A 26,862-nucleotide genomic window follows, 5' to 3' on the forward strand; every position below is an offset into this window, starting at 1 on the left:
GTGGATAAGTAGCTTGCTACGCAATATACTTACGTTCATGGTTGTTTGTAAACTCTTGACAGGTTTCGCGCAATGCTGACAAAGCACCGCCCAAAGCCTCGATTTTAGTACGTTCGGCGCCCATGACGGTGTCGTCCCACAATTATTCAGATGATCGTCAGCGCCAGTTAACGCTGCGTTAACGTCAGTCCCAAGTGTCCTGATTGAGGTTTTACTGCCATGGTTCGTCGCACCAAAGAGGAAGCTCAGGAAACGCGCAGCCAGATTCTCGATGCCGCCGAGCAAGCCTTCTACGAGCGCGGCGTTGCGCGCACTACGCTGGCGGACATCGCCGCGTTGGCCGGTGTGACGCGGGGGGCCATCTATTGGCATTTCAGTAATAAATCCGATCTGTTGCAGGCCTTGCTCGATACGTTGCACGAGCCGTTGGACGAATTGGCCCGGGCCAGCGAAAGCGAGGACGAAATCGACCCGCTGGGCTGTATGCGCAAGCTGCTGATTCATCTGTTTCATCAAGTGGCCCTGGACCCGAAAACCCGGCGCATCAATGAGATCCTGTTCCATAAGTGCGAATTCACCGATGAAATGTGCGACATGCGCCGACAGCGCCAGACCCACAGCCTGGAATGCAACCTGCGTATCGGCCTGACACTGCGTAATGCGGTCCATCGCGGGCAACTTCCGGAAAATCTCGACACCACCCGTGGCGCGGTGTGCATCCATGCCTACATCAACGGGCTGATTGGCCAGTGGCTGTTGGTACCCGACAGCTTCCAGTTACATCAGGAAGCCGAGCGCTGGGTGGATGCAGGGCTGGACATGCTGCGCTGGAGCCCCAGCCTGCGCAATTAAGACAAAATGCGTAATTGCATCAGGGTGTGTCAACAGTAAAGCCCAAGGACAGTCAATCGTCCTTCTGCCTGATTGGTGGGGTGACTTTATATACGGGCTGGCGGGCGGTTGATAGGTAGCCGCCTAAGTATTTTGTAGGGATTTTGTTGCAAGGCTGTGAAGGAATGTTTCCCAGGGCAACATAGTGTCAAAAATGTGGGAGGGGGCTTGCCCCCGATGGCAGTGGTTCAGTCAACACATACAGTGACTGACGCACCGCCATCGGGAGCAAGCCCCCTCCCACATTTGGTTTCGCGTTTCGGGCGATTACAGCGGCAGCGTCGGGTAATCGATGTAGCCTACCGGGCCTTGGCCGTAGAAGGTTTCCGGATGCGCTTCGTTCAACGGCGCATCGGCTTTCAGGCGTGCTGGGAGGTCAGGGTTGGCAATGAACGGCACCCCCCAGGCCACGGCATCCGCTTTGCCTTCGGCCAGCCACGCATTGGCACTGTCCTTGGTGAAGCGTTCGTTGGCGATGTACACGCCGCCAAAGGCTTTTTTCAGTTGTGGACCGAGGCTGTCCGCGCCTTCCTTTTCACGGGAGCAAATGAACGCTATGCCACGTTTGCCCAGTTCGCTGGCGACGTAGGTAAAGGTTTCCGCCAGGTTGTCGTCACCCATGTCGTGGGAATCGGCGCGCGGTGCCAAATGCACACCCACACGGCCGGCGCCCCAGACTTCGATGGCCGCATCAGTCACTTCCAACAGCAGGCGCGCGCGGTTTTCCAGGGAGCCACCATAGTTGTCGGTACGCTTATTGGTGCTGCTTTGCAGGAACTGGTCGAGCAGGTAGCCGTTGGCGCCGTGGATCTCCACGCCATCAAAGCCTGCGGCCTTGGCGTTCTCGGCACCGGTGCGGTAAGCGTCGACGATGTCGGCGATTTCAGCGGTTTCCAGGGCGCGCGGCGTCGGGTAGTCGGCCAATGGGCGCACCAGGCTGACGTGGCCCTTGGGCTGGATCGCGCTGGGCGCCACCGGGGTTTCGCCGTTCAGGTAGGACTCGTGGGAAATCCGCCCTACGTGCCACAGTTGCAGGAAGATCTTGCCCCCCGCGCCGTGAATGGCCTTGGTGACGTTGGACCAGCCACGCACCTGGTCGTTGGACCAGATGCCCGGCGTGTCCGGGTAGCCTACGCCCAGCGGCGTCACCGAGGTGGCTTCGCTGAGGATCAGCCCGGCGGAAGCACGTTGCACGTAGTACTCGGCCATCAGCGCGTTGGGTACGCGGCCGGCATCGGCGCGGCAGCGGGTCAGCGGCGCCATGATGATGCGGTTGGACAATTCCAGGTCGCCCAGTTTGATCGGATCGAAAATAGTCGTCATGGGAAAACACCCTTCTCTTTGAAGTTGATCAGTTGGTCGCAGGGGCCAGGTCGGCATCGCCGCTCTGACGGAAAGTAATCAGGGTCACCAGCAGCGCGAGGATCGCCAGGGCTGCGGCCGCCAACGGCACGCTGGTCAGGCCGAAACCGTGGGCAATCACACTGCCGCCCACCCAGGCGCCGAGGGCGTTGCCGATGTTGAAGGCGCCGATATTCAGGGTGGACACCAGGTTCGGTGCGGCCTTGCCGAAGGTCACCACGTTGATCTGCAGCGCAGGTACCGCGGCAAACGAAGCGGTGGCCCACAGGAACAGGGTGATCTCGGTCGGGATCACGGCAACGCTGGTCCAGGTCAGCGCGGTGGACACCACCGCCATGCTGATAAACACGCCGATCAGGGTGGCCGCCAGGCGTTTGTCCGCCAGCTTGCCGCCGATGATGTTGCCCACGGTCAGGCCCAGGCCGATCAGCAGCAGGGTCCAGGTCACGCCTGTGGGCGACACGCCGGTGACATCGCCGAGCAGCGGCGCAACATAAGTGAAGAGGGTGAACATGGACGCGGCGAACAGCGCGGTCATGCCCAGCGACAACCAGATACCGGCACCCTTGAGGGCGGCCAGCTCGGCGCGCATGTCGAGTTTTTCTTCGTCACGCTTGGCCGGCAGGAAGCGGATCAGTCCGATCAGCGCCACTACGCCAATCACCGTCACCGCCCAGAAGGTCGAGCGCCAGCCGGCTTCCTGGCCCAACGCGGTGCCCAGTGGCACACCGAGCACGTTGGCCAGGGTCAAACCGGTGAACATCAGGGCCACGGCCGAAGCACGTTTGTTGGCCGGCACCAGGTTGGCGGCGACCACCGAACCGATCCCGAAGAACGCGCCATGGCACAGCGCAGTGACCACACGGGCAAACATCAGCACGTTGTAGTCACTGGCCAGGGCGCAGAGCAGATTGCCGATAATGAAGATGCCCATCAACGCTACCAGCGCCGCCTTGCGTGGCAACTTGGCGGTGGCCAGTGCCATGAACGGCGCACCGATGGCTACGCCCAGGGCATAGCCGGTGACCAGCCAGCCGGCGCCGGGGATCGACACGCCGAGGTCCGCTGCCACATCGGGCAACAAGCCCATGATCACGAACTCGGTGGTGCCGATGGCGAAGGCGCTCAGGGCCAGTATGAGTAGCGAGAGGGGCATTATCGTTTCCTTGTTACAACGTCGCGCTGATTTCAGCGCTGAGTTCAGTGGTAAGCGCCGCGAGGAAGGCTTGGATCACTTCCTCATTGCGCTTGAAAAAGTGCCACTGCCCGGCCTTCTGGCTGCTGATCAACCCCGCCCGTTGCAAGGTGGCCAGGTGGGCCGACACGGTCGACTGGGACAAGCCGCAGCGCTGGTCGATCTGCCCGGCACAGATGCCGTATTCGTGGTTGTGCAGTTGCTCGGGGAACTGCACTTTCGGGTCTTTCAGCCAGGTGAGGATGTCTCGTCGTACTGGGTGTGCCAGGGCTTTTATTATTTCGTCGAGGTCGATGGACATGGCAGGTGCTCGGTGTCGTAAAGCGTTATATCGCGATGAGGCGAACCTTAAATCGTTATATCCCGATATACCAATATGATTTTGCTCTGAGGTCAGGCTAAATCGGTATATCGGGTTATAACGATACGTTGGTGGCAGTGCTAAACTGCGCGGCATGAATTATCTCGCACATCTGCACCTGGGCGGCCAACTTCCTGCGCAACTGCTGGGCAGCCTGTATGGCGACTTCGTCAAAGGCCGCCTGCAGGGCCAGTTCAGCCCGCAAATCGAAGCGGCGATCCAGTTGCATCGCTCGATCGACCGCTTTACCGACAGCCACCCTTTGGTGGGCGAGGCGTTGTCGCGCTTCAGCCTGACCCGCCGGCGCTATGCCGGGATCGTCCTTGATGTGTTTTTCGACCATTGCCTGGCGCGGGACTGGGCGCTGTATGCCGAGCAGCCGCTGGAGCACTTCACTTCGCAGGTGTACCGCGTGCTGGCGGCCGAACCGCAGTTGCCGGGACGGCTGGCGCAGATTGCGCCGTATATGGCCGCGGATGATTGGTTGGGGGCGTACCGCGAGTTTGCGGTGATGGAGCAGGTGTTGCGCGGGATTTCGCGACGGCTGACGCAACCCCAGGAATTAGGGTTTGCGATGCAGGAATTGCGTGAGTTGTATGAGCCGTTGAGTGAAGACTTCCGGATCTTCTACCCCGAACTGCAAGCCTTCGCGCATAACCACCTGACAACACAAAGCTAAATGTGGGAGGGGGCTTGCTCCCGATTACGGTGTGCCAGCCACCACTGATGCTGGCTGATCCACTGCTATCGGGAGCAAGCCCCCTCCCACATTTGAACTGTGTTCACATCTCAGGCTGCAAAAGCCGGTCGAGCATGCACTTGTTCAGTCTCCGGCACCGGCCCAAACAACGCCCTCTGCACCGCCTGCTGCGCCTGGAACGCCAGCGCCGCGCGTTCCTGCCCGGCGCAGGCAATCGGCTTGAGCACGTGGATTTCCACATCGCCCTGGTCATTGCCGAACAGGCGCATCAGGTGCGAGAGCAAATCGTCATCGCCAATAAACGGTGCCAGCGGGTCGACCTGCCCATCGCGCAGATAACGGATGGCCACTGGTTGCAGCGACACATCCGCGTCAATCGCACTGGCCAGCAAGCGCCCGTGGAAGGTACGCAGGCTGCGGCCGTCGGTGGTGGTGCCTTCGGGGAACATCAGCAACGGGTGCTGTTGTTCCAGATGGCGGGTCATCTGCTTGCGGATCAATTGGCTGTCACCCGAACCGCGACGGATAAACAAGCTACCGGCCTTGGCCGCCAACCAGCCGGCCACCGGCCAGGTACGCACTTCGGCCTTGGACAAAAACGACATCGGCGCCACTGCGCCCAACAACGGAATGTCGGTCCAGGACACGTGGTTGCTCACCCACAGCATTGGCTGCGTCGGCAACTCGCCGTGCACGGTCACGCGAAAGGGCAGGGCGTTGGTCAGCCTGGCCATGAAGAACCGCGACCAGCGCTGGCGCCGTACCATCGAGTTGGCCACGCCCAGGCGTTCGAACAGGCCAAACACACTGGCCATGCTCAAGCCCAGCGCCACGACCACCAGTACGCGGGCAATGCGCCCGTACACGCGCAGGCGGCTCATCACATGGCCGCCTTGAAGTGGCGCGCATAACGCGGGCATAGCTCATCGCGCTTGAGCAGGATGAATACGTCGGCCACCTGGAAATCTTCATCCCAGCACGGCTCGCCGCAGATCTTCGCACCCAGGCGCATGTAGGCCTTGAGCAGCGGCGGCATCTCGGCGATCACGTTGGTCGGCAGGTCCAGCGCCGGCAAGGGTTTTTTCGGCTCGGCGCGCAGGTGTTCGTTGCACAGGTAGCGTTCGCGCAGGCGCTGCATGATCGCGTGGGCCTGGATACCACCGTCGTGCATCGGGATGCTCGCGCAGCCCATCAGGTAGCTGTAGCCGCCCTGGTTGAGCACTTCGGCCAACTCGCCCCACAATACGGCGATGGTGCCGCCGTTGCGGTAGGCCGGGTCGACGCAGGTGCGGCCGATTTCCAGGATCGGGCCCTGCAAATGCAGCAGGCCATGCAGGCTGAATTCTTCTTCGCTGTAGAACCGGCCCAAGGTGCTGGCGGCCTGGTGGTCGAGCAAACGGGTGGTGGCGACGAGTCGACCGCTGTTCAAATCCCGCACGCCAATGTGGCTGCAGTGAACATCATAGTCATCCATGTCCAGGCCGTGTTCCGCGCCTTTCAGCTTGGCGTTGAACTCGCCGCTGAAGACGTTGAAACGCAAGGCCTGGGCTTCCTGCAAAGCGTTGGCGCCAACCAGGCGTTCGGCTTGCAGACGGCGTTCATTGCCGGTGTCGCTGATGCGGGCGATCTGAGTCATGGCGAATCTCCGAGTGCCAGCCACGTTCCGGCCGGTCGACTTGTTTGTCCAAACTCAGGCTATGTAGGCTCGGTGTCATCTCCATGAAGTTATGGTGACGCTTGGATGACAGCCCCCCTGTAGCAAATCTGTCATCGCCCTCGGCTAGGCTCGCGGGCTTGAATGCTCCCTTGAGTTTGCGTCCATGGTCAGAGGCCTGCTGTGCGTTGCCCTGTTGTTCGTCACCGTTATCGCCCGCGCCGAAACCTGGCCTGACAAGGAGTGGGCCAAGGGCACGCCGCTCGCAGGACCCGCTGTCGAAGCCCTTGACGCCTATGCGTTCCCAACCCGTGACGACACTGCCCGCCAAGGCATTCGCACCGATGCGCTGCTGGTGATCCGCGACGGCGTGGTTGTCTATGAGCGCTACGCCGCGCCGACCACGGCCAGCACGCCACACCTGACCTGGTCCATCAGCAAAAGCCTGATGGCTACCGTGCTGGGCGTGGCTTACGGTGAAAATCGCTTCAAGTTGACCGACCCCGCAGCACGCTTTTACCCGCCGATGAAACAACACGCCAAGGTGACCATGGCCGACCTGCTGCACTGGGCTTCGGGCCTGGACTGGCAGGAAGACTATGAATACGCGCCGCTGAAATCCTCGGTGGTGGCGATGCTCTATACCAGGGGGCGCGCGGACATGGCCGAGTTCGCCGCCAACACCGAATCCTTCAGTGCACCGGGCCAGGTCTTTCGTTATTCCAGCGGCGACAGCAATATCCTGTCCGCCGCGCTCAAGGGCATGCTCGGCCACAAGGCGTACATGAGTTACCCCTGGGATGCGCTGTTCAAGCCGCTGGGCATTCACAACGCCACCTGGGAAACCGATGCCGACGAAACCTTTGTCGCCTCGTCTTACGCTTACCTCACCGCGCGTGACTTGGCGCGTGTCGGCCTGCTGATGGCGCGCGACGGGCGCTGGGGTGACGAGCAATTGCTGCCCAAAGATTGGGTCGCTTTCAACCGCCAACCCTTCGACAAATACACCGCCGGCCAGGACGAAGCCGTCCCCGGCGGCCAATGGTGGCTCAACCAAGGCGCCCCAAGACCCTGGCCCGACGCCCCCGCCGACACCTTCGCCGCCCTCGGTCATTGGGGCCAGGCGCTGTACGTGATGCCCGACGAACACCTGGTCATCGTGCGCTATGGCGATGATCGCGACGGCAGCTACCGCCACAACGAACTGCTCAAGCGCGTGCTTGCGGCGGTGCAACCATGATTCGTCGTCGGCCGTTTACCAGCCTTTTTCTGGTGCTGTTGCTCGCCCTGTCGGGCTGGGTTTGGCACGAGCGCGTCAACCTGCAGGCCTTTCCCGACATCATTGCGGCGTACACGGCCAAGGAGTACTGCTCGTGCCGGTATGTGGCGAATAATCCCGCCGACTATTGCCGGGGTTATGTGAAGCAGTACGTGCCGACCAGTGCGTTCAGGGATAACCCGGAGCGCAGTGAAGTAACGGCCAGTGGGTTGGGGCGTACGCACAGCGCGCGGTGGTTGGGGGATCGGCAGGGCTGTCGTCTGAATCCCTGAAGTGCCACAACGCCCATGTTGGCGCGGTGGCAGGTGCATTGCGCCTGGCTGGCGGCACGGTTAAGGTTCGTTCAGGTTTTTCCTCCCTACGAGTCTTTATGTTCAACGCTCCCCTGATCAAATCCCTGGCCTTCGCCCTGCTGGTCGCTGCCGCCGTACCTGCCCACGCCGACTGGTATCTGGACAACGAGTCCTCGCGCCTGTCGTTCGTCACCACCAAAAACACCGAGATCGCCGAGGTCCATCGCTTCCTGGTGCTGCATGGCAAGGTCGACAGCAAGGGCGCGGCGCAATTGGAGGTGGAGCTGGAGTCGGTCAACAGCGGCATCCCGCTGCGTGACGAGCGCATGCGCAATCAGCTGTTCGAGATCAAGACCTTCCCCGACGCGCTGATCAGTGCCCAGATCAACCTGCAACCCATCAACGACCTGGCCCCCGGCGCGCAACTGGAGCTGCGTCTGCCGATGAGCGTCACGTTGCATGGCAAGACCCAGACCTACAGCGCCGAGTTGTTGGCCACGCGCCTGGATGATCGGCGTTTCCAGGTGGTGACCCTGGAACCGGTGGTGTTGCATGCCGAGGACTTCGAGCTGGCGCCGGGGGTGGCGGCGTTGCGCAAGGCGGCGGGGCTGGCGTCGATCAGTTTGTCGGTGCCGGTGGGTGCGGTGCTGATTTTTACGGCGCGCTGACGTGAGCGGCGCAGTGTTCCCGTGGCGCAGCGCCAACCGTTTCGAGTTGTTGATCGACGGCCCGCAATTTTTTCCGCAGATGCTGGTGGGCATTGCCCGGGCCGAGCGGCAAGTGGAGTTGGAGTTGTATCTGGTGGAAGCCGGCGCCTGCGCAGAGGCGATGGTGCAGGCGTTGGTGCTCGCGGCCGAGCGGGGCGTGCGGGTGCGGTGTTTGTTTGATGATTACGGCAGCCTGGCCTTTACCCTCGGGCTGCGTAAACGCCTGACCGACGTGGGTGTGGAGCTGCGTTTCTACAATCGCCTGAGCTGGCGCCGCTGGATGCGCAACCTGTACCGCGACCATCGCAAGCTGTTGCTGATCGACCAGGAAATCGCCGTGGTCGGCGGGACGGGCGTCACCGACGAGTTCTGGACACCGGGGCAAGACAGCGCCGACTGGCATGAAGTGATGGTGCAGATCAGCGGCCCGCTGGTGCTGGACTGGCAGGCGCTGTTCGAGCGGCAATGGCACGCTAATGTCGCACGCCGTGCGTGGAAGCCCGCCACCCATTTCGGTTTGCCGCGCTTGCCCAAGGTGCCGGCGACGGGGCCAGGCCTTGGCCGAGTGGCCTACGCAGACGCCCGACAGCACCGCGACATCTTGCAATCGCTGATTCGCGCGCTGAACAACAGCCAACAGCGTATCTGGTTCGCCACGCCGTATTTTCTGCCCACCTGGGGTGTGCGCCGCGCATTGCGTCGGGCAGCAGGGCGAGGGGTGGATGTACGTTTGCTCCTCACCGGCCCACGCACCGACCACCCCTCCGTGCGCTACGCCGGGCACCGTTATTACCCGCGGTTGCTGCGCGGTGGCGTGCAGATCTTTGAATACCAGCCGTGCTTTTTGCACTTGAAGATGGTGCTGGTGGACGATTGGGTGAGCATTGGTTCGTGCAATTTCGACCACTGGAATCTGCGCTTCAACCTGGAAGCCAACCTCGAAGCGTTGGACCCCGAATTGACGGCGGCGGTGGCGGGCAGTTTCGAACGGGATTTTGCCCAGAGCCAGGCGGTGAGCCTGGAGGCGTGGAAGGCGCGGCCGTTATGGCGGCGGGTGAAGCAGCGGGTGTGGGGGTGGATTGATCGGTTGGTGGTGAACCTTCTTGACAGAAGGAGCTAGGAACAGCGGCAAGCTGCAAGCTGCAAGTTAAAAGCAGAACTGCTCTTCCTTGCCGCTTGTAGCTTGCAACTTGAAGCTGCCTCCTATAGCAATTCGAACGTCTGCTGCTGTACGTCCTGGGAGTCCAGCCCGATCTGCACATTGAACTCACCCGGTTCCGCCGCAAACTTGAGCTGGGTGTTGTAGAACTTCAAGTCTTCCTCGGTAATGGTGAAGTGCAAGGTGCGCTCTTCGCCCGCCTTGAGCATGACCTTCTGGAAGTTCTTCAGTTCTTTGATCGGACGGATCATCGAGCCCGCCACGTCCTGGATATACAACTGCACCACGGTTTCGCCATCGACCTTGCCGGTGTTCTGCACCGTGACGCTGGCGTCGAGTTTGCCGGTCTTGTTCAGGGTGGTCGACGACAGCGCCATGTCCGACAGGCTGAACGTGGTGTAGCTCAGGCCATAGCCAAACGGGAACAGCGGCCCGGTGGTGTCATCGAAGTACTGCGAGGTGTAGTTGCCCGGCTTGCCTGGGGTGAATGGCCGGCCGATGGTCAGGTGGTTGTAGTAGGTCGGAATCTGCCCAACGGAACGTGGGAAGGTGATCGGCAGCTTGCCCGACGGGTTGTAGTCACCGAACAGCACGTCGGCGATGGCGTTGCCGCCTTCGGTACCGGCGAACCAGGTTTCCAGGATGGCGTCGGCCTGTTGGGTCTCGTCCAGGATCGACAGCGGACGGCCGTTCATCAGCACCAATACCAGCGGCTTGCCGGTGGCCTTAAGGGCCTTGATCAGGTCGCGCTGGCTTTGCGGGATGTTCAGGTCGGTGCGGCTGGAGGATTCGTGGGACATGCCACGGGACTCACCCACGGCGGCCACGATGACGTCGGCATCCTTGGCCGCCTTGACGGCCTCATCGATCAACACCTGCGGTGCGCGTTTGTCATCCACGACTTCCGGGGCGTCGAAGTTGAGGAAGTTGAGGTAGTCGACCACGGCCTTGTCGTTGGTGATGTTGGCGCCACGGGCGTAGATGATTTTGCCCTTCTCGCCGATCACCGCATTCAAACCATCGAGCAGGGTCACCGATTGCGCAGGCTTACCGGCAGCGGCCCAGCTGCCCATCATGTCGATCGGCGCCTTGGCCAGTGGGCCCACGAGCGCAATGGTCGCGGACTTTTTCAGCGGCAGGGTGTCGTTCTGGTTCTTCAGCAGTACCAGGCTGCGGCGCGCCACATCACGGGCCTCGGCACGGTGCAGGCGGCTGTCGGCGTAGGTGTCGGCCGGGTCATCCACGGCCTTGCCGATGCGCAGGTACGGGTCTTTGAACAGGCCCATGTCGTACTTGGCGCCGAGCACTTCACGCACGGCGTTGTCGATGTCGCTCTGTTCGATCTCGCCGGACTTGAGCAGCCCAGGCAGTTCCTTGCCGTACAGCGAGTCGTTCATGCTCATGTCGATGCCGGCCTTGATCGCCAGCTTGGCGGCTTCGCGCCCGTCCTTGGCCACGCCGTGCTTGATCAGCTCGAAGATCGCACCGTGGTCGCTGACGGCCAGGCCCTTGAAGCCCCAGTCCTTGCGCAACAGGTCGTTCATCAGCCAGGTGTTGGCGGTGGCGGGCACGCCGTTGATCGAGTTGAGCGCCACCATCACGCCGCCGGAGCCGGCCTTGATCGCCGCGTGGTACGGCGGCAGGTAGTCCTGGTACATCTTGACCGGGCTCATGTCGACCACGTTGTAGTCGCGCCCGCCTTCCACTGCGCCGTAGAGGGCGAAGTGCTTGACGCTGGCCATGATGCTGTCGGCATTCGCCGGGCTGGTGCCCTGGAAGGCCTTGACCATCACCTCGGCAATCCGCGAGACCAGATAGGTGTCTTCACCGAAGCCTTCGGACGTGCGGCCCCAGCGCGGGTCGCGGGAGATGTCGACCATCGGCGCAAAGGTGATGTCGAGGCTGTCGGCGGCGGCTTCCTGGGCGGCAATGCGCCCGGAACGGCCGATGGCGTCCATGTCCCAGCTCGAGGCCAGGGCCAGGCTGATCGGGAAGATCGTGCGGTGGCCGTGGATCACGTCATAGGCGAAGAACATCGGGATCTTCAACCGGCTGCGCATGGCCGCGTCCTGCATCGGACGGTTTTCCGGGCGGGTGATGGAGTTGAACGTGCCACCGATACGGCCGGCGGCGATTTCCTTGCGGATCAGCTCGCGGGGCATTTCAGGGCCGATGCTGATCAGGCGCAATTGGCCGATCTTTTCATCGAGGGTCATCTGCTTGAGCAGGTCGCTGACGAAGGCGTCCTTGTCCTTGAGCGCAGCAGGCTTTGTTTCTGCCCAGACGGGGTGGGTGGCCAGAGTGGCAACAAGGCCGAGCAAACACAGCTTCTTCATGAATATCCTTTTTCGGCTCACTGCACAGCGATTAGGCTGATCGGCCAAAATGTGGGGAGCGTCTATTGTTGTTCGGGTGTTGTTCAGATAAATGCAGCACACTCTGAACTCTTTATCGCGCTGGGCATCTTTGTAGCTGATTGGCTCGATGCATTCCAGTGGTGGCGGATTATGCCCCAAGCGTGTGGTTTTTAGGGTTAGTCGTCACATTCCATCCAGTTTGGGCAGGAGAAACACCATGCAAGCAGCACACTATTCCCGCTGGGGCTTCAAGGCCGCGGCTTTGCTATTGGTCAGCACAGTACTGAGCGGCTGCGGTATCAATACCATTCCGACCCTGGACGAACAGGCCAAGGCCGCCTGGGGCCAGGTGCAGAACCAGTACCAACGTCGCGCCGACCTGATCCCCAACCTGGTGGAAGTGGTCAAGGGTTACGCCGCCCATGAGCAAGACACCCTGACCGCCGTGATCGAGGCGCGGGCCAAGGCTACCTCGATCCAGGTGGATGCCAGCACCCTGGATAACCCGGAAAAACTCAAGCAGTTCCAACAGGCCCAGGACGGTTTGAGCGGTGCCCTCAGCCGCTTGATGGTGGTGTCCGAGCGCTACCCGGACCTGAAGGCCAACCAGAATTTCCTGGCCCTGCAATCCCAGCTTGAAGGCACCGAAAACCGCATCGCCGTGGCCCGTCGCGATTTCATCCAGGCCGTGCAGGCGTACAACACCGAGATCCGCACTTTCCCTGGCCGCCTGTGGCACAGCGTGATGTACAGCGACTTGCCGATCCGCGCCACCTTTGAAGCCACCAGTGCCGATGCCGATAAAGCGCCGCAAGTGAAGTTCAAATAAGGCTGCACTGAGGTGTCGATGCGTTTATTACGGATAGGCCTGGCGCTGTGGTTGCTGACCTGCGTGGGTGTGGCCCAGGCGGCGCTGACGTTCCCGGCGTTGAGCGGACGGGTGGTGGACACGGCCCAGATGATCGACCCGGCCACGCGCGAGCACCTCACCCAGCAGTTGCAGGCGCTGGAACAGACCCGTGGCGACCAGATCGTGGTGGTCACGGTGCCAGACCTGCAGGGCGTGCCCATCGAGGACTACGGTTACCAGCTGGGCCGCCAGTGGGGTATCGGCCAGAAGGGCAAGGACAACGGCGCGTTGCTGCTCGTCGCCCGTGATGAGCGCACGTTGCGCATCGAAGTCGGCTATGGCCTCGAGGGCGTGCTCACCGATGCGCAGTCCTGGGTGATCATCAACCAGGTGATTGCCCCCAAGTTCAAGGCCGGCCATTTCAGCCAGGGCATCAGCGACGGCGTGGCGGCGATGGTGCAAGTGGTCGGCGGTGAACCGCTGGCGGTGCCGGCGCATGTGGCGGATGCCAACTTTGCCAAGGATAATCCCGGGTTTTCCATCGGCCTGTTCATCCTGCTGATCGGCGTGTTGTGGCTGTGCAATCGCATGGGCCTGCCGGTGGGCGCGATCCTGCTGGCGATCCTCAGCAGCAGTGGACGCGGCGGCGGCGGAGGTGGAGGTGGCGGTTTCCGAGGCGGCGGTGGTGGCTTCGGCGGCGGCGGCGCGTCGGGCGGCTGGTAATGACAATAACTAGAAAAGAGCATCTACAACCATGGCATTACTGACTGAACACGAGCAGCGCCAAGTCGCCGAAGCGATCGCCCGGGTCGAAAAAACCACCGACGCCGAACTGGTCACCGTGCTGGCGGCCCGCGCCGACGATTACGCCTACATCCCCCTGCTGTGGGCCAGCCTGATCGCCTTGGTGGTGCCGGGCGTGGTGCATTACCTGTCGGGCTACCTGACCATGTACACCTTGCTGTTGGCGCAGTGGGCGACGTTCATCGTGTTGTGCCTGCTGTTTCGCCTGCCCAAGGTGACCACCCGCCTGATCCCACGCTCGGTGCGCCATTGGCGCGCCTCCAACCTTGCGCGTCGGCAGTTTCTGGAGCAGAACCTGCACCACACGCTGGGCAGCACCGGGGTGCTGATTTTTGTCTGCGAGGCCGAGCGTTATGTGGAGATCCTGGTGGATGACGGCATTTCCAGCCGCCTGGATGACAGTCATTGGGATGGGATCGTCAAGGCGTTTACCCAGCAGGTGAAACAGGGGCAGACGCTGGCGGGATTTATCGCGTGCATTGAAGCGTGTGGAGAGTTGTTGAAGGTGCATGTACCGGTGACACAAACCCGCAATGAGTTGCCAAATCGCCTGGTCGTACTCGAATAGAACATCCAACACTGGAGATCAAATGTGGGAGGGGACTTGCCCCCGATAGCGGAGTATCAGTCACTAATGAGCTGGCTGACACACCGCCATCGGGGGCAAGCCCCCTCCCACATTGGCTCCCAAGTAGTCAGGCGCAGTACCGTTGATCAAATAACCCCGTGCCCTGAACCCCCATCCCCCCTAAAATGCCCGGCATTCCCTGCCCGAGGCGTTTTTGTTCATGTCCGTTACCGCTCAACCTGGCCGCCCTGCGCCGGATCATCACGCCCAGTTCATCGAACTGCTGAGCACAAGCCTTGCGCAGAACGCCTTTATCAAGCTGGTGCTGGCCAAGTACGTCGGTGACGAAGCCGAGTTGCAGCGGCTGATCATCAAGGCGGTGACGGTCAAGGAGCAGCCGTGCCTGTCCTTCGTCTACCGCTACAAGACCCGCGACATCACCAAGAACTTGGCGTTGGCCGATGGCGTGGCGGCGATTGCCGAGTTGCTGCCGGCGTCGTTCAAGAATGCGCACCTGCTGTCGCTGACCGACGAAGCTCAGTTGGAATACAGCAAGAAGAACAAAAGCTCGCTGTTCAGGAGCAAGCCGCAACAACTGCGCGAGGCACCATCGGCCGAGCATAACCGTGAGAAGAATCGCTTCCTCGACCTGAGCCGGCCGTTCCTCGCCGACCTGGGCGTGACCGACGCCAGGCAGGCGCTGATCCCGTCGATGTCGCGCAAGTGGAAGCAGATCAACAAGTTCATCGAAGTGTTCAGCCATGCGCTGACGTCGTCACCGCTGAAGCTGGACCAACCGGTGCGCGTTGCCGATTTCGGCTCGGGCAAGGGCTACCTCACGTTTGCGATCCACGACTACTTGCGCAACACCCTCAAGGCCGAGGGCGAAGTGACTGGCGTTGAACTGCGCGAAGACATGGTGACCCTGTGCAACACCGCCGCCGCGCGCCTGGAGCATCCGGGGCTGGTGTTCAAGTGCGGCGACGTACGCAGCGTGGCGCCCAGCGAACTCGACGTGATGATCGCCCTGCATGCCTGCGACATCGCCACCGATTACGCAATCCACACCGGCATCCGCTCGGGCGCGTCGATCATCATGTGCTCGCCGTGCTGCCATAAGCAGATTCGCCTGCAGATCCAGAGCCCGGCGCTGCTCAAGCCGATGCTGCAATACGGCCTGCACCTGGGCCAGCAGGCGGAAATGGTCACCGACAGCTTGCGGGCATTGTTCCTCGAAGCCTGTGGTTATGAGACCAAAGTGTTCGAGTTCATCTCCCTGGAGCACACCAACAAGAACAAGATGATCCTCGCGGTCAAGCGTGCGGAGCCGGTGGACAACGCGCAGTTGCTGGAGAAAATCCAGGCGCTCAAGGCGTTCTATCACATCTCCGAACACTGCCTGGAAACCCTGCTGCGCGCGGATGGTTACCTGGCCTGAACTCTGGACCAATATGGGAGGGGCTTCTACTCGATTCCGGGGTTGCTCTCCCCAAAGATAGATGAAGGCTCGGGATCGAGAACAATGAGGCGTGAGCGGGTCCAGTCCCAACCATTTCCCCGGCTGTCCACGTACCGGTCGTTTTCCAGCAGCCAGCGTAAATTGCCCGCACAGATCCGACCCAAGCCATCCAGGTACATGCCGATACGATCGGCATCCGGGCGATTGGCGTAGCGGTGACGCAGCACTTCGCAGAGTTCCATGCGGGTGCGATCAGCCTCGCGGATACGCTGGCACAGGATATCAGCAGCTTCCTGCGGGCTATGACCATGCGCCATGCGCAGGCTTTCCATTGCATTGAGGGTCACGCCGATGGCGTGTTCCTTGCGGTGCGACAGGAGGTCGTTGACCAGGCCGACGTGTTCATTGGTAACCCGGATGGCCAACTGCAGTTCGCGGTCTTGCGCCAGTAGCTCGGTCAGATCGAGGCCATACAGAAACTCGGCGACAGGGAAATAGGGCAGGAGGCCTGTGTTCGGGTGGCGCAGCTCGAGGAATTCGTCGAATGGCAGCACCTTGCCGGCCGCGACTAGCCTGGCTTCTTCCTCCACGCTTTCGAACCAGGCCTGCCACTCTCGGCAATAGCGGCGATACACCGGTGCGGGCATGTGCTGCCGCAGTTTGCCAAAGATGTCTTGTGCGGCATGGGCGAAAGGATGCCCGTCCAGCAACGCGATTTCGCCGTCATGGAATATCGCATGCCGGCCCAGGGGCATATCGTCGATGGCCAGGACAAGGCTTGTCACGCATGAGGTAAGGACGATGCGATCTGCTGGTCCAATAGGGAATATCAGGCTGTCCCACATGGGAAGACGAAGCCGCAGAAAGCGCAGCCGTGCGGCCTCATCGGTGAACGGAAGGAACTCGCGGACCCAGGCGGCATTGAGTTCGTCGATGGTGGGATAGTCCGGGTGAATCCTCGGGAGCACGCTGCAGTACATCTCCGGGATGTAGAAGCTCACCTCGGGCGCGAAGTCTTGTGCAGAATGGTTCATGGTTCGCTCCTCACACTAGCGTTTGCACGCGATGAAACTGAATGAAGACGCCTTGTTTTTTCGCAAAGCGTCCGAAAAGTTAATTGCGATATCCCGCAACTCGGAGAAATTGGGATTGCGGCTGTCGGGGTAGTGCGCGTCAAGGTTGTCCTTGACGAGCCCGTACCAGCGAATCACATCCTCGTTGGAGGGGGTGATGCGTCTGTCGATAACTTCAAAGCCGTTGTCCTCCAGCGCTTTTTGCAAGCTATCCGGTGTCTTGCGATGGCCTGAGGCGGCGCGATCCACCTTGTCGGGGATGAACGACTGGTAGGTCGCCAAGTCCACTGTGTAGAGACTCTCGGAAATGATCACCGTGCCGTCGGTGCGCATGCGTTGTGCCAGCGATTGCATGGTTTCTTGCAGCACCTGCGGTGTGAAGTGGAAGAGGCTGCCTCGGAAAATGGCGAGGTCGTAGGGCAGCTGCGGATCAGGTAGAGCACCGATGTCCTTGGCATTGCAAAGGTACAGCCGAATCCTGTCGGCCAAGTTGCGGGAGATCGTCTGGCTGGCAAACTCCAGCTGAGGGCGACTGACGTTGACACCGTCGATGCGCTCGCAGTGTGGGTAGCGTTTGGCCAGGAAACTAAGCACCGGCCCCCAGCCGCATCCGATGTCGATGGCCCTACGGATGGATTGCGAAGAGACGTCTGCACCAGCCTGTTCGGCCAGTTCGAACTGGTGCTCCATGTGCCGCCGCCCGGACGCGTCGAGCGCAAGGCTGTTCGGATCCATCTTCTCGTCGAACACGCCGTACTGATACCAGAACTCATTGCCTATCACCTTCCGCCATTCTTCTGGAGGATCGGCATAGACGCTTTCGATCTTGCTCTGGTAGTGGTCGGCTGTGGAGCTGCGGATGACGTCGATAGCGATCTTACTCTCGTGTGCTGGCATAGCGGGCTCTCCTGGAAGAGGGGTAGGGGCGCGCAATGACGCTATAGGTCGGTCACGTGATATGGCGGCGCGGCAGGCGAGCCTGCGCGGGTGGCTGCTGTGGTGTGCATCGATTTCTCCTATGAAGGATTCAGGGGTTGGAACGCGTGAGTCCACAATGGCGCTGCGTTTGTTCGACGCGGGGGTGTCAGACATTTGAACTCCGGTAATGAAGGGGCGTGATGACGAAACGCATTCGTTACGTGGCGTTGCGGGCAATGACGCTGTAGGTCGAGAACTGGTTCTTGATCAGCGCCACTGAGACATTCACCGCCATCACGCGCAGTTCTTCCAGCGGTGGCGGTATCGTCTGCGCGGTGAAATTCGCTTCGATGTTCTTCTTGACGTCCATGAACCAGCGCGCAACGTCAATATTCTCGGGCAGGACACGCATGTCCTCCACGCTGAGGCCGCTCTGTTCGATGACTTGGCGGAAATACTCCGGTGTCTTGCGATGTTTGCAGGCGAGGCGATCGACCTCGTCCGAGGTGTCTGACTGATATTGGTCGATCGGCAGGTTGTAGAGATTGTCGGAGATGATCACGGTTGCACCTGGCCTGAGCCGGGCAGCGAGTTTTGCCATCGCACGTTCGTAGAGATCATTCGGGAAATGCGATATGACACCCCGGATCGTGACGAGATCGTAGGGTTCGTCGGCGCCGGGCAAAAGATCGATGTCCTGAGCATTGCAGAGATACAGATTGATCCTTTCGCTCAATCCATGCTCAGCATGATATTGGGTGCAGTACTCCAGTTGCCTCTGGCTGACGTTGATACCGTCCAGCCTTGGGCAAGCGGGAAAGCGCTCGGCCAGATACTTGAGACCGAAGCCCCAGCCGCAGCCGACATCAAGGATCCGCTTGACCGGTCCAAAGTCGCCGCGATCGTAGCCTGCCAACGCCATCTGCTGATCGAAATAGCGCAGTCCCGACTCGTCGGGGGAGATCGGCGATTGCGGGTCTTTATAGATGCCAAACTGAAACATCAGACGATCGCCGATCGCCTTGCGCCAGTCTTCAGGACTGTCGTTATAGGTGTACACGACCTTTTCCTGGTAGGCATCGACGCTGTCCCCTTGGATGACCTGATAAGGCGGATGAATTTCATCGGTAATAACAGGCTGTTTCGCTTGTGTGCTCATTGGTCTCTCTCCTTGTGAACATTCACGTCAGGCTTGTGCCCGCAACCAGATATCGGTCGTTGTGCTACGGCGGTTGGAAAATCCCTTGTCATGGGTGCTCAAAAACGCCTCTATCGAACGGGTGATTCCAGGCGCGTCGAGCCAGCCTATGCTCAACAATTTCTCGGGTGCGCCGTGTTCGATGAACTGATCGCTGAAGCCCAATTGCAGCACTGGCGGTGAGTGGCCGAGTGCCGCCAACTGTTCGAGACACGCCGAGCCGACACCCCCCATTACGCAACCCTCTTCAAGGGTCACCAGCAAGTCGTGGTCCCGGGCCAATTGTTCAACGAGGGCCCCATCGAGCGGTTTGATAAAGCGCATGTTGGCGACAGTGGCGTCGAACGTTTCGGCGGCTTCAAGGGCAGGCAGCAGCATCGAGCCGAACGCCAGGAGGGCGATGCGGTAGCCGGTGGGTTGAGTCGAGGTTCGGCGGATTTCACCTTTGCCCACCGGCAGGGCATGCAAGGCCTGCGACGCAACGATCCCGCTACCCGATCCGCGTGGGTAACGTACGGCGCTCGGGCCGTTCAGGAGGAGAGCGGTGTGCAGCATCTGTCGGCATTCGTTTTCATCCGCCGGGGCCATGACGGTCAGGTTCGGTATGCAGCGCAGATAGGCGATGTCGAAGGCGCCTGTGTGGGTGGCGCCGTCAGCACCGACGATACCGGCTCGGTCGATGGCGAATACCACGGGCAGATTCTGGATCGCGATATCGTGAATCAGTTGATCGTAAGCCCGTTGTAAAAAGGTTGAGTAGATCGCCACCACCGGTTTCAAACCGTCGGCCGCCAATCCCGCGGCGAAGGTCAGCGCGTGTTGTTCGGCAATGCCGACATCGAAGTAACGGTCGGGGAAGCGTCGTTCGAACTCCACCAGTCCTGAGCCTTCGCGCATCGCCGGGGTGATGGCCACGACCCTTGGGTCAACAGCGGCTTCATCGCATAACCAGTCGCCGAATACTTGGGTGTACGTGGGATTGCCGGCCATTGATGGATCTATTCCGTGTGCCGGGTCGAATTTTCCTGGCCCGTGATACAGCACAGGATTCGCCGCAGCCGGTGTATAGCCGTGACCTTTTTCCGTGACGATATGCAGCAGTTGCGGGCTGCGCAGTTTTTTCAGGGTCAGCAGGGCAGCGAGCAATTCGTCGAGATTATGACCGTCGATGGGGCCGGTGTAATTGAAGCCCAAGGCTTTAAAAAAAGTCGCATCGGTGCCTGGCCCTTTTCCCTGCTTCAGTTTCCCGAAGTACTCGCGCAAGGCACCGACCGGCGACGAGATCGACATGTCGTTGTCGTTGAGGATCACCAGAAATGGCAATTCCTTATAGAGGCCGGCATTGTTCATCGCTTCGTACGCCATGCCGCCGGTTACCGCGCCGTCGCCGATCACCGCAATGCAATGACGCTGTTCCGATTGATTGCGAGCCGCCAGGGCCATGCCCAACGCGGCCGAGATGGCGGTGCTGGAATGCGCTGTGCCAAAGGTGTCGAATTCAGATTCGCAGCGGCGGGGAAATCCGGAGATTCCGCCGAGTTGACGGATGTTCGCCATCGCGTCACGTCGGCCGGTGAGGATTTTGTGGGCGTAGGCCTGATGGCCGACATCCCATACGAGCCTGTCGTTGGGCGTATCGAATACGTAATGCAGCGCGATACTCAATTCCACGGTGCCGAGGTTGGCCGACAGGTGCCCCCCGGTTTTCGCGACGCTGTGCAAAATGAACGCCCGCAGTTCGTCCGCGAGTGGGCCGAGGGCGGTGATGGGCAGTGCTCGCAAATCAATGGGGCTGCCGATGGCCTTGAGTAATTCGAACATGCTCGATTCCCTTCCGTGGATGTTGCTCCGGTGCGCTGGCTGAAGAAGCATTCAGTGCAAGCGGTTGATGACCCGATCGACCAGGCCATGCAGCGGGTCGGTTCTACCAGGCAGGAAGACCATCCGCTGGCGGTTGTTCATGGCGTGTTTCTTGTGATCAGGAAAAGGAAACAGCCCGACGGCGGAGTTCTGCGAGTTCTTTCCAGGCGCTGACCCTGGCAGTTCCAGTGGCCTTGAGTATTCGACGGAACCAGAAGGTGAAGCCCTCGGGGGCAGCGCCAATGCGCTCGGCGATTTGCGAAGTCGTCAGCCATTGCCAGGCATGGGCTTGCGCGGGGGTGGCAACGGGATTGCAATCGCTGATACCGGCGAATATGTGGTCGAACTCGTGTTCGATCAGTTGGTTTGAAACCTGTTCTCGGTAAAGCAGAGTGGAGACTTTACGCAGCGAGCAAGTCATGCCCATTTCTTCCTGCAAGCGGCGTTTTGCCGCCGCCGGTGTCCGTTCGCCAAGTCGAGGGTGTCCGCAACAGGTATTGGTCCACAGACCTTGAGAATGGTATTTGCCGAAGGCGCGTTGTTGCAGTAAGAGACGGCCGGCATGATCGAAAATGAAGATCGAGAACGCTCGGTGCAGAAGGCCTTGTCGATGGGGCTGTAGTTTGGGGACACAGCCCTTTTTGCGATCGCGCTGGTCGACCAGAATCAGTAACTCTTCCATAGCAAGACTCCATTTATGTCTTCGCTACTGGGCGTTACTGCTGGCCAGACTATCTAGGGAAATTCAGACGGTGTTCGTGTTGATTCGAATTTAGTTGGTGGTGTTGAGTGCCGCCATTTTTTTTTAGAACTTTTTGTTGAGTGGGATTGTTATAGATGACGTATCAAGTCTATCGACGTCTAACCGGCGGTTGTGACGCTTGCCCCTCCCACTTTAAATAGCAGCAGCCTTGGAAGCGGGAGCAGCCTGCACCGCCGTCTTGCGCCCGAGCATCACCGTCACGATCACCCCACAGGCAAACACCCAGGTAATCGGCTCGATATGTTCACCAAAGAACAACGCCGAAAACGCGATGGTGAAGAAGATCTGCAACAGCTGAATCTGGCTGACCCGCGCAATGCCGCCCATGGCCAACCCGGCGTACCAGGCAAAGAACCCCAGGAACTGCGAGAACAGCGACACATAACCGAACGCCCACCAGGTGCGCATGGAAATCGCGCCTTGGTGCTGCGCCGCCAGGTACCACACCGGGCCGATCAACACCGGAGTGGACAGCACCAGCGCCCAGCAGATCACCTGCCAGCCGCCCATTTCCTTGGCCAACCGGCCGCCTTCGGCATAGCCCAGGCCACCGACGGCGATCGCGCCGAGCATCAATAAATCGCCGGCCTGGATACTGCCGGCGCCGGTGATCAACGCATAACTCAACACCAGCGCACTGCCCAACGCCGCGCAGGCCCAGAAGGCTTTCGACGGCCGCTCATGGGACAGCCACGCCGCATACAGCGCCACGCACAGCGGTTGCAGGCCGTTGACCAGCGCCCCATGGGACGCCGGCAAGGTTTGCATGGCCCACGCCGACAACACCGGGAAACCGAGGATGACCCCGGCGATCACCAGGCACAGACCCCGCACCTGGCGCCAGGTCGGCCAGCGCTCACGGCGCCACAGCAACAGCGCTGCCGCCGGCACCGCCGCGAACAACGCACGGCCCAGGCCGTTGAGCAACGGGTGGATTTCCTGCACCACGATGCGGGTGAAGGGCAGGGTCAGGCTGAAGATGATGACGCCCAGCAGGCCGAGGGCCATGCCGGTGTTTTCGCGCGAGCTCATGGGAGGGATCCGAAATCCAGAGGGCTTCAAGGGAAGCCCATCTAGCCACACCCCCCGCCGATTGCGGGCCTACAGCTGGGTGCGGATTTATCCGTACAGTTTTTCAGAAGAAGCGCGTGACGCTGATCTTGGCGTTGCGCCCTTGGCTGTAGGCACGGTCCCCGCTGAGGGCGGGCCGGTAGTTGTTGTTGAGCAGGTTGTCGACAGTGAAGTTGACCTCGGTGCCTTTAAGACCGGCCTGCTGCGGTTTCCAGTTGGCGAACAGGCCCATGCTGGCGTAGGACTCGTTGGCGTATTGGTCGTAGAACGTGTCGCCCACCGAGCTGTTCAAGCCGCCTGAGTATCTATCGCTGGGCAGGCGGTCAGTCTTGCGCACGAACTGCGCTTGCCATCCGAACTGTGCGTCCCAGCTTGGGATTTTGTTGCCCATCATCACCACCCATTTGGCCGGTGGAATGTCCCGGGCCCAGACGTGGATGTCGGTGGCCCACGGGTTGGTGTAGGGGTTATCGCGTTTGCCTGTGGCGTAGGAGTAGGACACCGAGCCGAACAGGTAGGTCGAGTCGTAGTAGGCCTCAAGCTCGAAGCCCTTGATGGTCATGCCGCCGACGTTGCGGTAGTTGGTCTTGGCGGCCATGTCGGCGCTTGTGCAGACGCTGTCGATGCTCCCCACTACGGTGTTCTGACGGTCACAGCCGATGCCCGTCGCCTTGAAAATCTCGTCCTCGATACGGTTGTGGAATAGCGTCGTACGCAGTTGCAGGTTATCGCCACGGCCGATGAGGTTGGAGAAGTTGGTGACGTTGCCCGCGGTGATGGCGGTGATGCGCTCCGGGTCGAGGTTGAGGCTGGTGGAGGTGCGGCTGCCGACGCCCTGGACTTCGTACTGCTCGTCGATTACCGGGGCGCGCCAGGTCTTGTTCCAGCTGGCAAACATCGCCACGTCCGGCGTGATGTTCCAGTAGGCGGCCAGGCGCGGTGACCAACCGGTATAGGTGCGGTCGCTGTAGTCATGGCCGATGCTCGGGTCCGGGTTGCTGTAGTACGGCGCATCGTTGGCTTCGCCCCGGTTACGTACGTGGTCATAGCGCAGGGACGGCGTGATAGTCACGTCGCCGAGGGTCACCGCGTCCTGCAGGTAGAACGCATTGGTATCGACTTTGCCGTGGGGCATGAAGTACGGCTGGAAGTGCCCGTAGTTGTACTTGGCAGTGTTATAGGTCGCGCCGGGCATCCAGCTTTCGGTTTCACGCTTGTGCTTGCGTACCTGCACGCCGGTGGTCACGGCGTGTTCCAGCGGGCCGGTGCTGAACAGGCTGATGTTGCGCAGTTCCAGAATCTTGTCACCGTAGGCCGTGTCCATCTTGCGCCCACCCGTGGCCAGGGAGAACGACGCGTCGGCCTCGCGCTCATCGGTCTGGTCGGTATGGGACACCGAATAGCTGAGCTTCATGTCGATCAGCGGGTTGTCCAGCGGCTGGTAGAGGTACTTGCCCGAATAGGTGGTGTCGATGGTTTCACGGTTGGCGAGGAAGCGTTTCAAGGCGCCTTCGTAACCATAGCGGTCAATCGCGGATTGCAGCGGCGGGGTCGGATAGCTTTTGGCCGAGAACGGGGTCCATCGCTGGCTGTTGGACCGCGAGTAGGACAGGCCCACGCTGTGTTCGTCAGTGAGGTGGGCGTTGAACTTGAACAGTTTGCCGTCCACATTCTGCGCGCTGTTGGGCAAGCGCTTGGGGTTGATCGGGTAGCGGTTTTCGGGATCGGGCGGGGTGCCGGCCAGCTTCATGTCACCGCCATCGCGCTGGGTCAGGTAGGCGAGTGCATCGAAGCGGCCATCATCGGTACGGCCATACACCGCTGAACTGTAGACCTGTTCGTGGTCGTTGCTGGCGTAGCCATATTTGAGCATGGCCCCGGCGTTGCGGCCGTCCTCCAGCAGGTCTGGGGCATCCTTGGTTTCCATGATGATCGAGCCGCCGAAGCCACCGTTGCCGGTGAAGGGCGAGTAGGGCCCTTTTTCCACTTCGACGTTCTTGATCAGCTCCGGCTCGATAAACACCGTGCCCTGCTGATAGCGCTCAAAGCCACTTTTGGTGGCGCCATCCACCGACATCGGTACATCTTCGGCCTCGCCCATCCCGCGAATGTTGATGGTCTGGCCACCGGGTTTGGGCGAGCCGCCCATGAATACACCAGGCAGGTTCTGCAGCAGCGAGGGGATGTTGTTGGGCTGATAGCGGTCAATATCCGCCTGGTTCATGGTTGAGCGACCGACGGTGCTGGAGTCGACCTTGGTGCCGGTGCCGATCACGCTCAAGGTATCCAATTGTACGGCGCCGCTCTGGGTGGTCTTGGCCTCTTCGGGCCTTACCACGTAGGTGCTGCCGACCTTGATCAAAGTGAACTCGCCGTTTTTCAGCAGGCTGCGTATCGCCACTTCCGGGGTGAAGTCACCGTTGAGCGCCGGAGCCTGCACGTTCTTGAGCAGGGTTTCATCGAACAGCAGCTGGATTTTTGCCTGTTGAGCCACCTGGCTCAGGGACGTGGCCAGCGATTGGGCCGGCAGTTGCAGCTTGAATGACTCGGCCTGGGCGCTGAGGCTGAAGGCCAGGCAGGTGGCGATGAGGGTCGGTCGAAAAAACAGGTGCGAAGCGTGGCAAGGCGCGCGAAACATGAAATCCCCCGGTGCGGCTAAATAGCCAAAAAGGTGTGCGTGTCAAATGCAGACCAGAGGAAGACGGGGCAGGCAAAAAAAACCACACCTGCGAATGCAAAATATTCTCAAGTGTGGTTTTTGGGGGTTATTTGCTCGGTTCGATATGTACGATGCCATCGGCCGAAACCACCGTTTTCACCGGCAACAGGGCGGGCAGGGCGTTGAGCAGGGCGTCGGGGTCATTCACATCCAGGTTGCCCGACACCTTCAGGTGGGCCACGGCGTTACTCACCTGCAACGGTGCCTGCGGGCGGTAGAGGCTCAGTTCGTCGATCAGGCTGGCCAGTTCGCGGTTGCGAAATGACAAGTGCCCGCTGCGCCAGTCGGCGACTTCTTCTGCCGTGAGCGTCTGCTGCTGCAAGGTGCCTTTGGCGTATTGGTAGCTGGCGCGTTGCCGGGCGCCGAGCAGCGCCACGGGGCTTTTCGGGGAAGGCTCGAAAGCGACCTGGCCGTGGGCGACGCTGACCACCAGTTGCTGCTGGCTGCGGCGCACATCGAAGCCGGTGCCGACCACCCGCACACTCGCTTCGCCCGCCTGTACGAACAGCGGCCGCTCTTTGTCGGCCGCCACCTCGATATACACCTGGCCCTTGTCCAGGTGCAGGATGCGCTGGTGGGCGCTGAAATCCACACGCAGGCGGGTGTTGGCATTCACATACAGGGTGCTGCCATCGGGCAGGTTCAGGGTGCGCATGCCTTTGGCATGGGTCGCCACCTGGCTGTGATACAGCTCGCGGGGCGCGCCGAGAGGGGTGGCCAATACAGCGCATAGCAGGGCGGCGGCTACGGCCAGGGCCGGGCGCCACACCGACGGTTTGCGCTTGGGCAGTGCCACGGGTTTGTTCAGTTGCTGCAACTGGGCCAGGTCGTCCCACAGCTGCTCGAATTCGGCATAGGCGCGGGCATGGGCGGGCGTGGCCTGCCAGGCGGCAAAGGCCTTGCGGTCGGCACGGTCCGCGTCGTTACGGTTGCGGGCAAACCAACTGGCGGCTTGGGCGTCGATAGCATCGCTGTCTTCGATATCCAGGCCGTCGGTGTCGCTCAGGCGGTTCATTCTGGCTGCTCCGTGCCGGGGTCGTTTTGAAGGCGTCGCTTGCAATGCAGCAGGGCAAAAGCGATGTGCTTTTCCACCATGCTCGTCGAAATACCCATGCGCTCGGCGATCTGCGCCTGGCTCAGGCCTTCGAAGCGGTGCAGCATAAGGGCTTCTCGCCTGCGGGGCGAGAGTTCGGCGAGGACTTCTTTCAGCTGTTCCAGGCGTTGCATACGAAGCGCGGCGGTCATGGGATCGTTTTGCTCATCGGCGACCGGTTCGGCGTCCATGTCGGCCTGATCTGAGTGAACGGTCTGCCGTACCTTCTGTTTGCGCCAGTGATCACGCAGCAGGTTGCGTGCCATCTGAAACAGAAATGCCCGTGGCTGCTCGACCTTGGCCCGGTCGCGGTAGTCCAGCCATTGGGTAAAGACATCCTGGGTCATGTCCGCCGCGTCGCTGGCGTTGTCCGTGCGTCTGCGCAGGAAATACAGAATATCTGCATAGAACCCGCGAAAGGCATCGGCCGACAACGGGTCGGGCTTGGGACGAGACATGGAGATCCTTCTTGACGAAGCACGACGTGGAAAAGTCATGAATTCTATCGAGAATCATTATCATTTGTCT

Annotated in this window: 25 protein-coding genes; 10 read left to right on the forward strand and 15 right to left on the reverse strand. The window is 60.8% G+C overall.

Annotated features, from left to right (window positions below):
* Positions 1-219: 219 nt before the first annotated feature.
* Positions 220-852, forward strand: coding sequence for a TetR family transcriptional regulator (locus FIV39_RS03695; RefSeq protein WP_090408288.1), 633 nt, complete (start codon positions 220-222; stop codon positions 850-852).
* A gap of 306 nt (positions 853-1,158) precedes the next feature.
* Here the strand turns inward: FIV39_RS03695 and FIV39_RS03700 are convergent, their stop codons facing one another.
* Genes FIV39_RS03700 through FIV39_RS03710 form a run of 3 tightly spaced genes read right to left on the reverse strand, consistent with a single transcriptional unit; the run spans position 1,159 to position 3,749 of the window.
* A complete protein-coding gene (locus FIV39_RS03700; protein WP_090408285.1) occupies positions 1,159-2,214 on the reverse strand; it encodes an alkene reductase in 1,056 nt (351 codons plus the stop codon).
* A 28-nt stretch (positions 2,215-2,242) separates the two neighbouring features.
* Positions 2,243-3,409 carry an MFS transporter gene (locus FIV39_RS03705; protein WP_090408282.1) on the reverse strand — a complete coding sequence of 389 codons (1,167 nt, stop codon included), beginning with the start codon at positions 3,407-3,409 and terminating at the stop codon, positions 2,243-2,245.
* 13 nt (positions 3,410-3,422) lie between these two features.
* Positions 3,423-3,749, reverse strand: coding sequence for an ArsR/SmtB family transcription factor (locus FIV39_RS03710; protein WP_065938836.1), 327 nt, complete (start codon positions 3,747-3,749; stop codon positions 3,423-3,425).
* A 154-nt stretch (positions 3,750-3,903) separates the two neighbouring features.
* Here FIV39_RS03710 and FIV39_RS03715 point away from each other — a divergent pair, with 154 nt between their 5' ends.
* Entirely contained in the window at positions 3,904-4,488 is a 585-nt protein-coding gene (locus tag FIV39_RS03715) for an acyl carrier protein phosphodiesterase (protein WP_090408279.1), read from the forward strand.
* 110 nt (positions 4,489-4,598) lie between these two features.
* Here the strand turns inward: FIV39_RS03715 and FIV39_RS03720 are convergent, their stop codons facing one another.
* A complete protein-coding gene (locus tag FIV39_RS03720; RefSeq protein WP_090408276.1) occupies positions 4,599-5,390 on the reverse strand; it encodes a lysophospholipid acyltransferase family protein in 792 nt (263 codons plus the stop codon).
* Positions 5,390-6,145, reverse strand: a complete 756-nt coding sequence (olsB, locus tag FIV39_RS03725; RefSeq protein WP_090408273.1) for an L-ornithine N(alpha)-acyltransferase — start codon at positions 6,143-6,145, stop codon at positions 5,390-5,392. The genes FIV39_RS03720 and olsB overlap by 1 nt, the downstream gene beginning before the upstream one ends.
* Positions 6,146-6,329: 184 nt before the next feature.
* On the opposite strand from olsB, the gene FIV39_RS03730 reads away from it, so the two are divergent.
* The 4 genes from FIV39_RS03730 (at position 6,330) to FIV39_RS03745 (ending at position 9,562) form a co-directional block, all read left to right on the forward strand.
* On the forward strand, positions 6,330-7,403 hold the full coding sequence (locus tag FIV39_RS03730) for a serine hydrolase domain-containing protein (protein ID WP_090408270.1): 1,074 nt from the start codon (positions 6,330-6,332) through the stop codon (positions 7,401-7,403).
* Positions 7,400-7,714, forward strand: a complete 315-nt coding sequence (locus tag FIV39_RS03735; protein WP_090408267.1) for an amidase — start codon at positions 7,400-7,402, stop codon at positions 7,712-7,714. The genes FIV39_RS03730 and FIV39_RS03735 overlap by 4 nt, the downstream gene beginning before the upstream one ends.
* 98 nt (positions 7,715-7,812) lie before the next feature.
* Positions 7,813-8,403: a YceI family protein gene (locus FIV39_RS03740; RefSeq protein ID WP_090408264.1), complete on the forward strand. Its 591-nt coding sequence runs from the start codon at positions 7,813-7,815 to the stop codon at positions 8,401-8,403.
* A gap of 1 nt (position 8,404) precedes the next feature.
* On the forward strand, positions 8,405-9,562 hold the full coding sequence (locus FIV39_RS03745) for a phospholipase D-like domain-containing protein (protein ID WP_090408260.1): 1,158 nt from the start codon (positions 8,405-8,407) through the stop codon (positions 9,560-9,562).
* An 83-nt stretch (positions 9,563-9,645) separates the two neighbouring features.
* Here FIV39_RS03745 and bglX read toward each other — a convergent pair whose 3' ends face one another.
* Complete coding sequence (bglX, locus tag FIV39_RS03750; protein ID WP_090408257.1) at positions 9,646-11,937, reverse strand: beta-glucosidase BglX; 2,292 nt, start codon at positions 11,935-11,937, stop codon at positions 9,646-9,648.
* A 238-nt stretch (positions 11,938-12,175) separates the two neighbouring features.
* Between bglX and FIV39_RS03755 the strand changes: the two genes are divergently transcribed.
* The 4 genes from FIV39_RS03755 to FIV39_RS03770 all read left to right on the forward strand — a co-directional run bounded on the left by FIV39_RS03755 (position 12,176) and on the right by FIV39_RS03770 (position 15,618).
* Positions 12,176-12,787 (forward strand): LemA family protein, encoded by a 612-nt coding sequence (locus tag FIV39_RS03755; protein WP_090408253.1) that lies wholly within the window; start codon positions 12,176-12,178, stop codon positions 12,785-12,787.
* 18 nt (positions 12,788-12,805) lie between these two features.
* Complete coding sequence (locus FIV39_RS03760) at positions 12,806-13,531, forward strand: TPM domain-containing protein (RefSeq protein WP_090408249.1); 726 nt, start codon at positions 12,806-12,808, stop codon at positions 13,529-13,531.
* Positions 13,532-13,562: 31 nt separating this feature from the next.
* On the forward strand, positions 13,563-14,180 hold the full coding sequence (locus FIV39_RS03765) for a TPM domain-containing protein (RefSeq protein ID WP_090408247.1): 618 nt from the start codon (positions 13,563-13,565) through the stop codon (positions 14,178-14,180).
* A gap of 220 nt (positions 14,181-14,400) precedes the next feature.
* On the forward strand, positions 14,401-15,618 hold the full coding sequence (locus FIV39_RS03770) for a class I SAM-dependent methyltransferase (protein ID WP_090408245.1): 1,218 nt from the start codon (positions 14,401-14,403) through the stop codon (positions 15,616-15,618).
* A gap of 26 nt (positions 15,619-15,644) precedes the next feature.
* On the opposite strand, the gene FIV39_RS03775 is transcribed toward FIV39_RS03770, so the two are convergent.
* From FIV39_RS03775 to FIV39_RS03815, 9 genes are all read right to left on the reverse strand, one after another.
* Positions 15,645-16,673 (reverse strand): terpene synthase family protein, encoded by a 1,029-nt coding sequence (locus tag FIV39_RS03775; protein WP_090408242.1) that lies wholly within the window; start codon positions 16,671-16,673, stop codon positions 15,645-15,647.
* A 15-nt stretch (positions 16,674-16,688) separates the two neighbouring features.
* Complete coding sequence (locus tag FIV39_RS03780; protein ID WP_090408240.1) at positions 16,689-17,609, reverse strand: SAM-dependent methyltransferase; 921 nt, start codon at positions 17,607-17,609, stop codon at positions 16,689-16,691.
* Positions 17,610-17,847: 238 nt separating this feature from the next.
* On the reverse strand, positions 17,848-18,789 hold the full coding sequence (locus tag FIV39_RS03785) for an SAM-dependent methyltransferase (RefSeq protein ID WP_146371476.1): 942 nt from the start codon (positions 18,787-18,789) through the stop codon (positions 17,848-17,850).
* Positions 18,790-18,816: 27 nt separating this feature from the next.
* Positions 18,817-20,649 (reverse strand): 1-deoxy-D-xylulose-5-phosphate synthase, encoded by a 1,833-nt coding sequence (gene dxs, locus FIV39_RS03790; RefSeq protein WP_090408234.1) that lies wholly within the window; start codon positions 20,647-20,649, stop codon positions 18,817-18,819.
* Positions 20,650-20,806: 157 nt separating this feature from the next.
* Positions 20,807-21,370 carry an isopentenyl-diphosphate Delta-isomerase gene (gene idi, locus FIV39_RS03795; RefSeq protein ID WP_090408231.1) on the reverse strand — a complete coding sequence of 188 codons (564 nt, stop codon included), beginning with the start codon at positions 21,368-21,370 and terminating at the stop codon, positions 20,807-20,809.
* A gap of 213 nt (positions 21,371-21,583) precedes the next feature.
* A complete protein-coding gene (locus tag FIV39_RS03800; protein ID WP_090408227.1) occupies positions 21,584-22,483 on the reverse strand; it encodes a DMT family transporter in 900 nt (299 codons plus the stop codon).
* Between the two features lie 103 nt (positions 22,484-22,586).
* A complete protein-coding gene (locus tag FIV39_RS03805) occupies positions 22,587-25,160 on the reverse strand; it encodes a TonB-dependent receptor (RefSeq protein WP_090408224.1) in 2,574 nt (857 codons plus the stop codon).
* Between the two features lie 127 nt (positions 25,161-25,287).
* Positions 25,288-26,256 (reverse strand): FecR family protein, encoded by a 969-nt coding sequence (locus FIV39_RS03810; protein ID WP_090408220.1) that lies wholly within the window; start codon positions 26,254-26,256, stop codon positions 25,288-25,290.
* Positions 26,253-26,792, reverse strand: coding sequence for an RNA polymerase sigma factor (locus FIV39_RS03815; RefSeq protein WP_090408217.1), 540 nt, complete (start codon positions 26,790-26,792; stop codon positions 26,253-26,255). Before FIV39_RS03815 ends, FIV39_RS03810 begins: the two co-directional genes overlap by 4 nt.
* Positions 26,793-26,862: the final 70 nt, after the last annotated feature.

Source organism: Pseudomonas grimontii (assembly GCF_007858185.1).
GTDB classification, from domain to species: Bacteria; Pseudomonadota; Gammaproteobacteria; order Pseudomonadales; family Pseudomonadaceae; genus Aquipseudomonas; species Aquipseudomonas grimontii.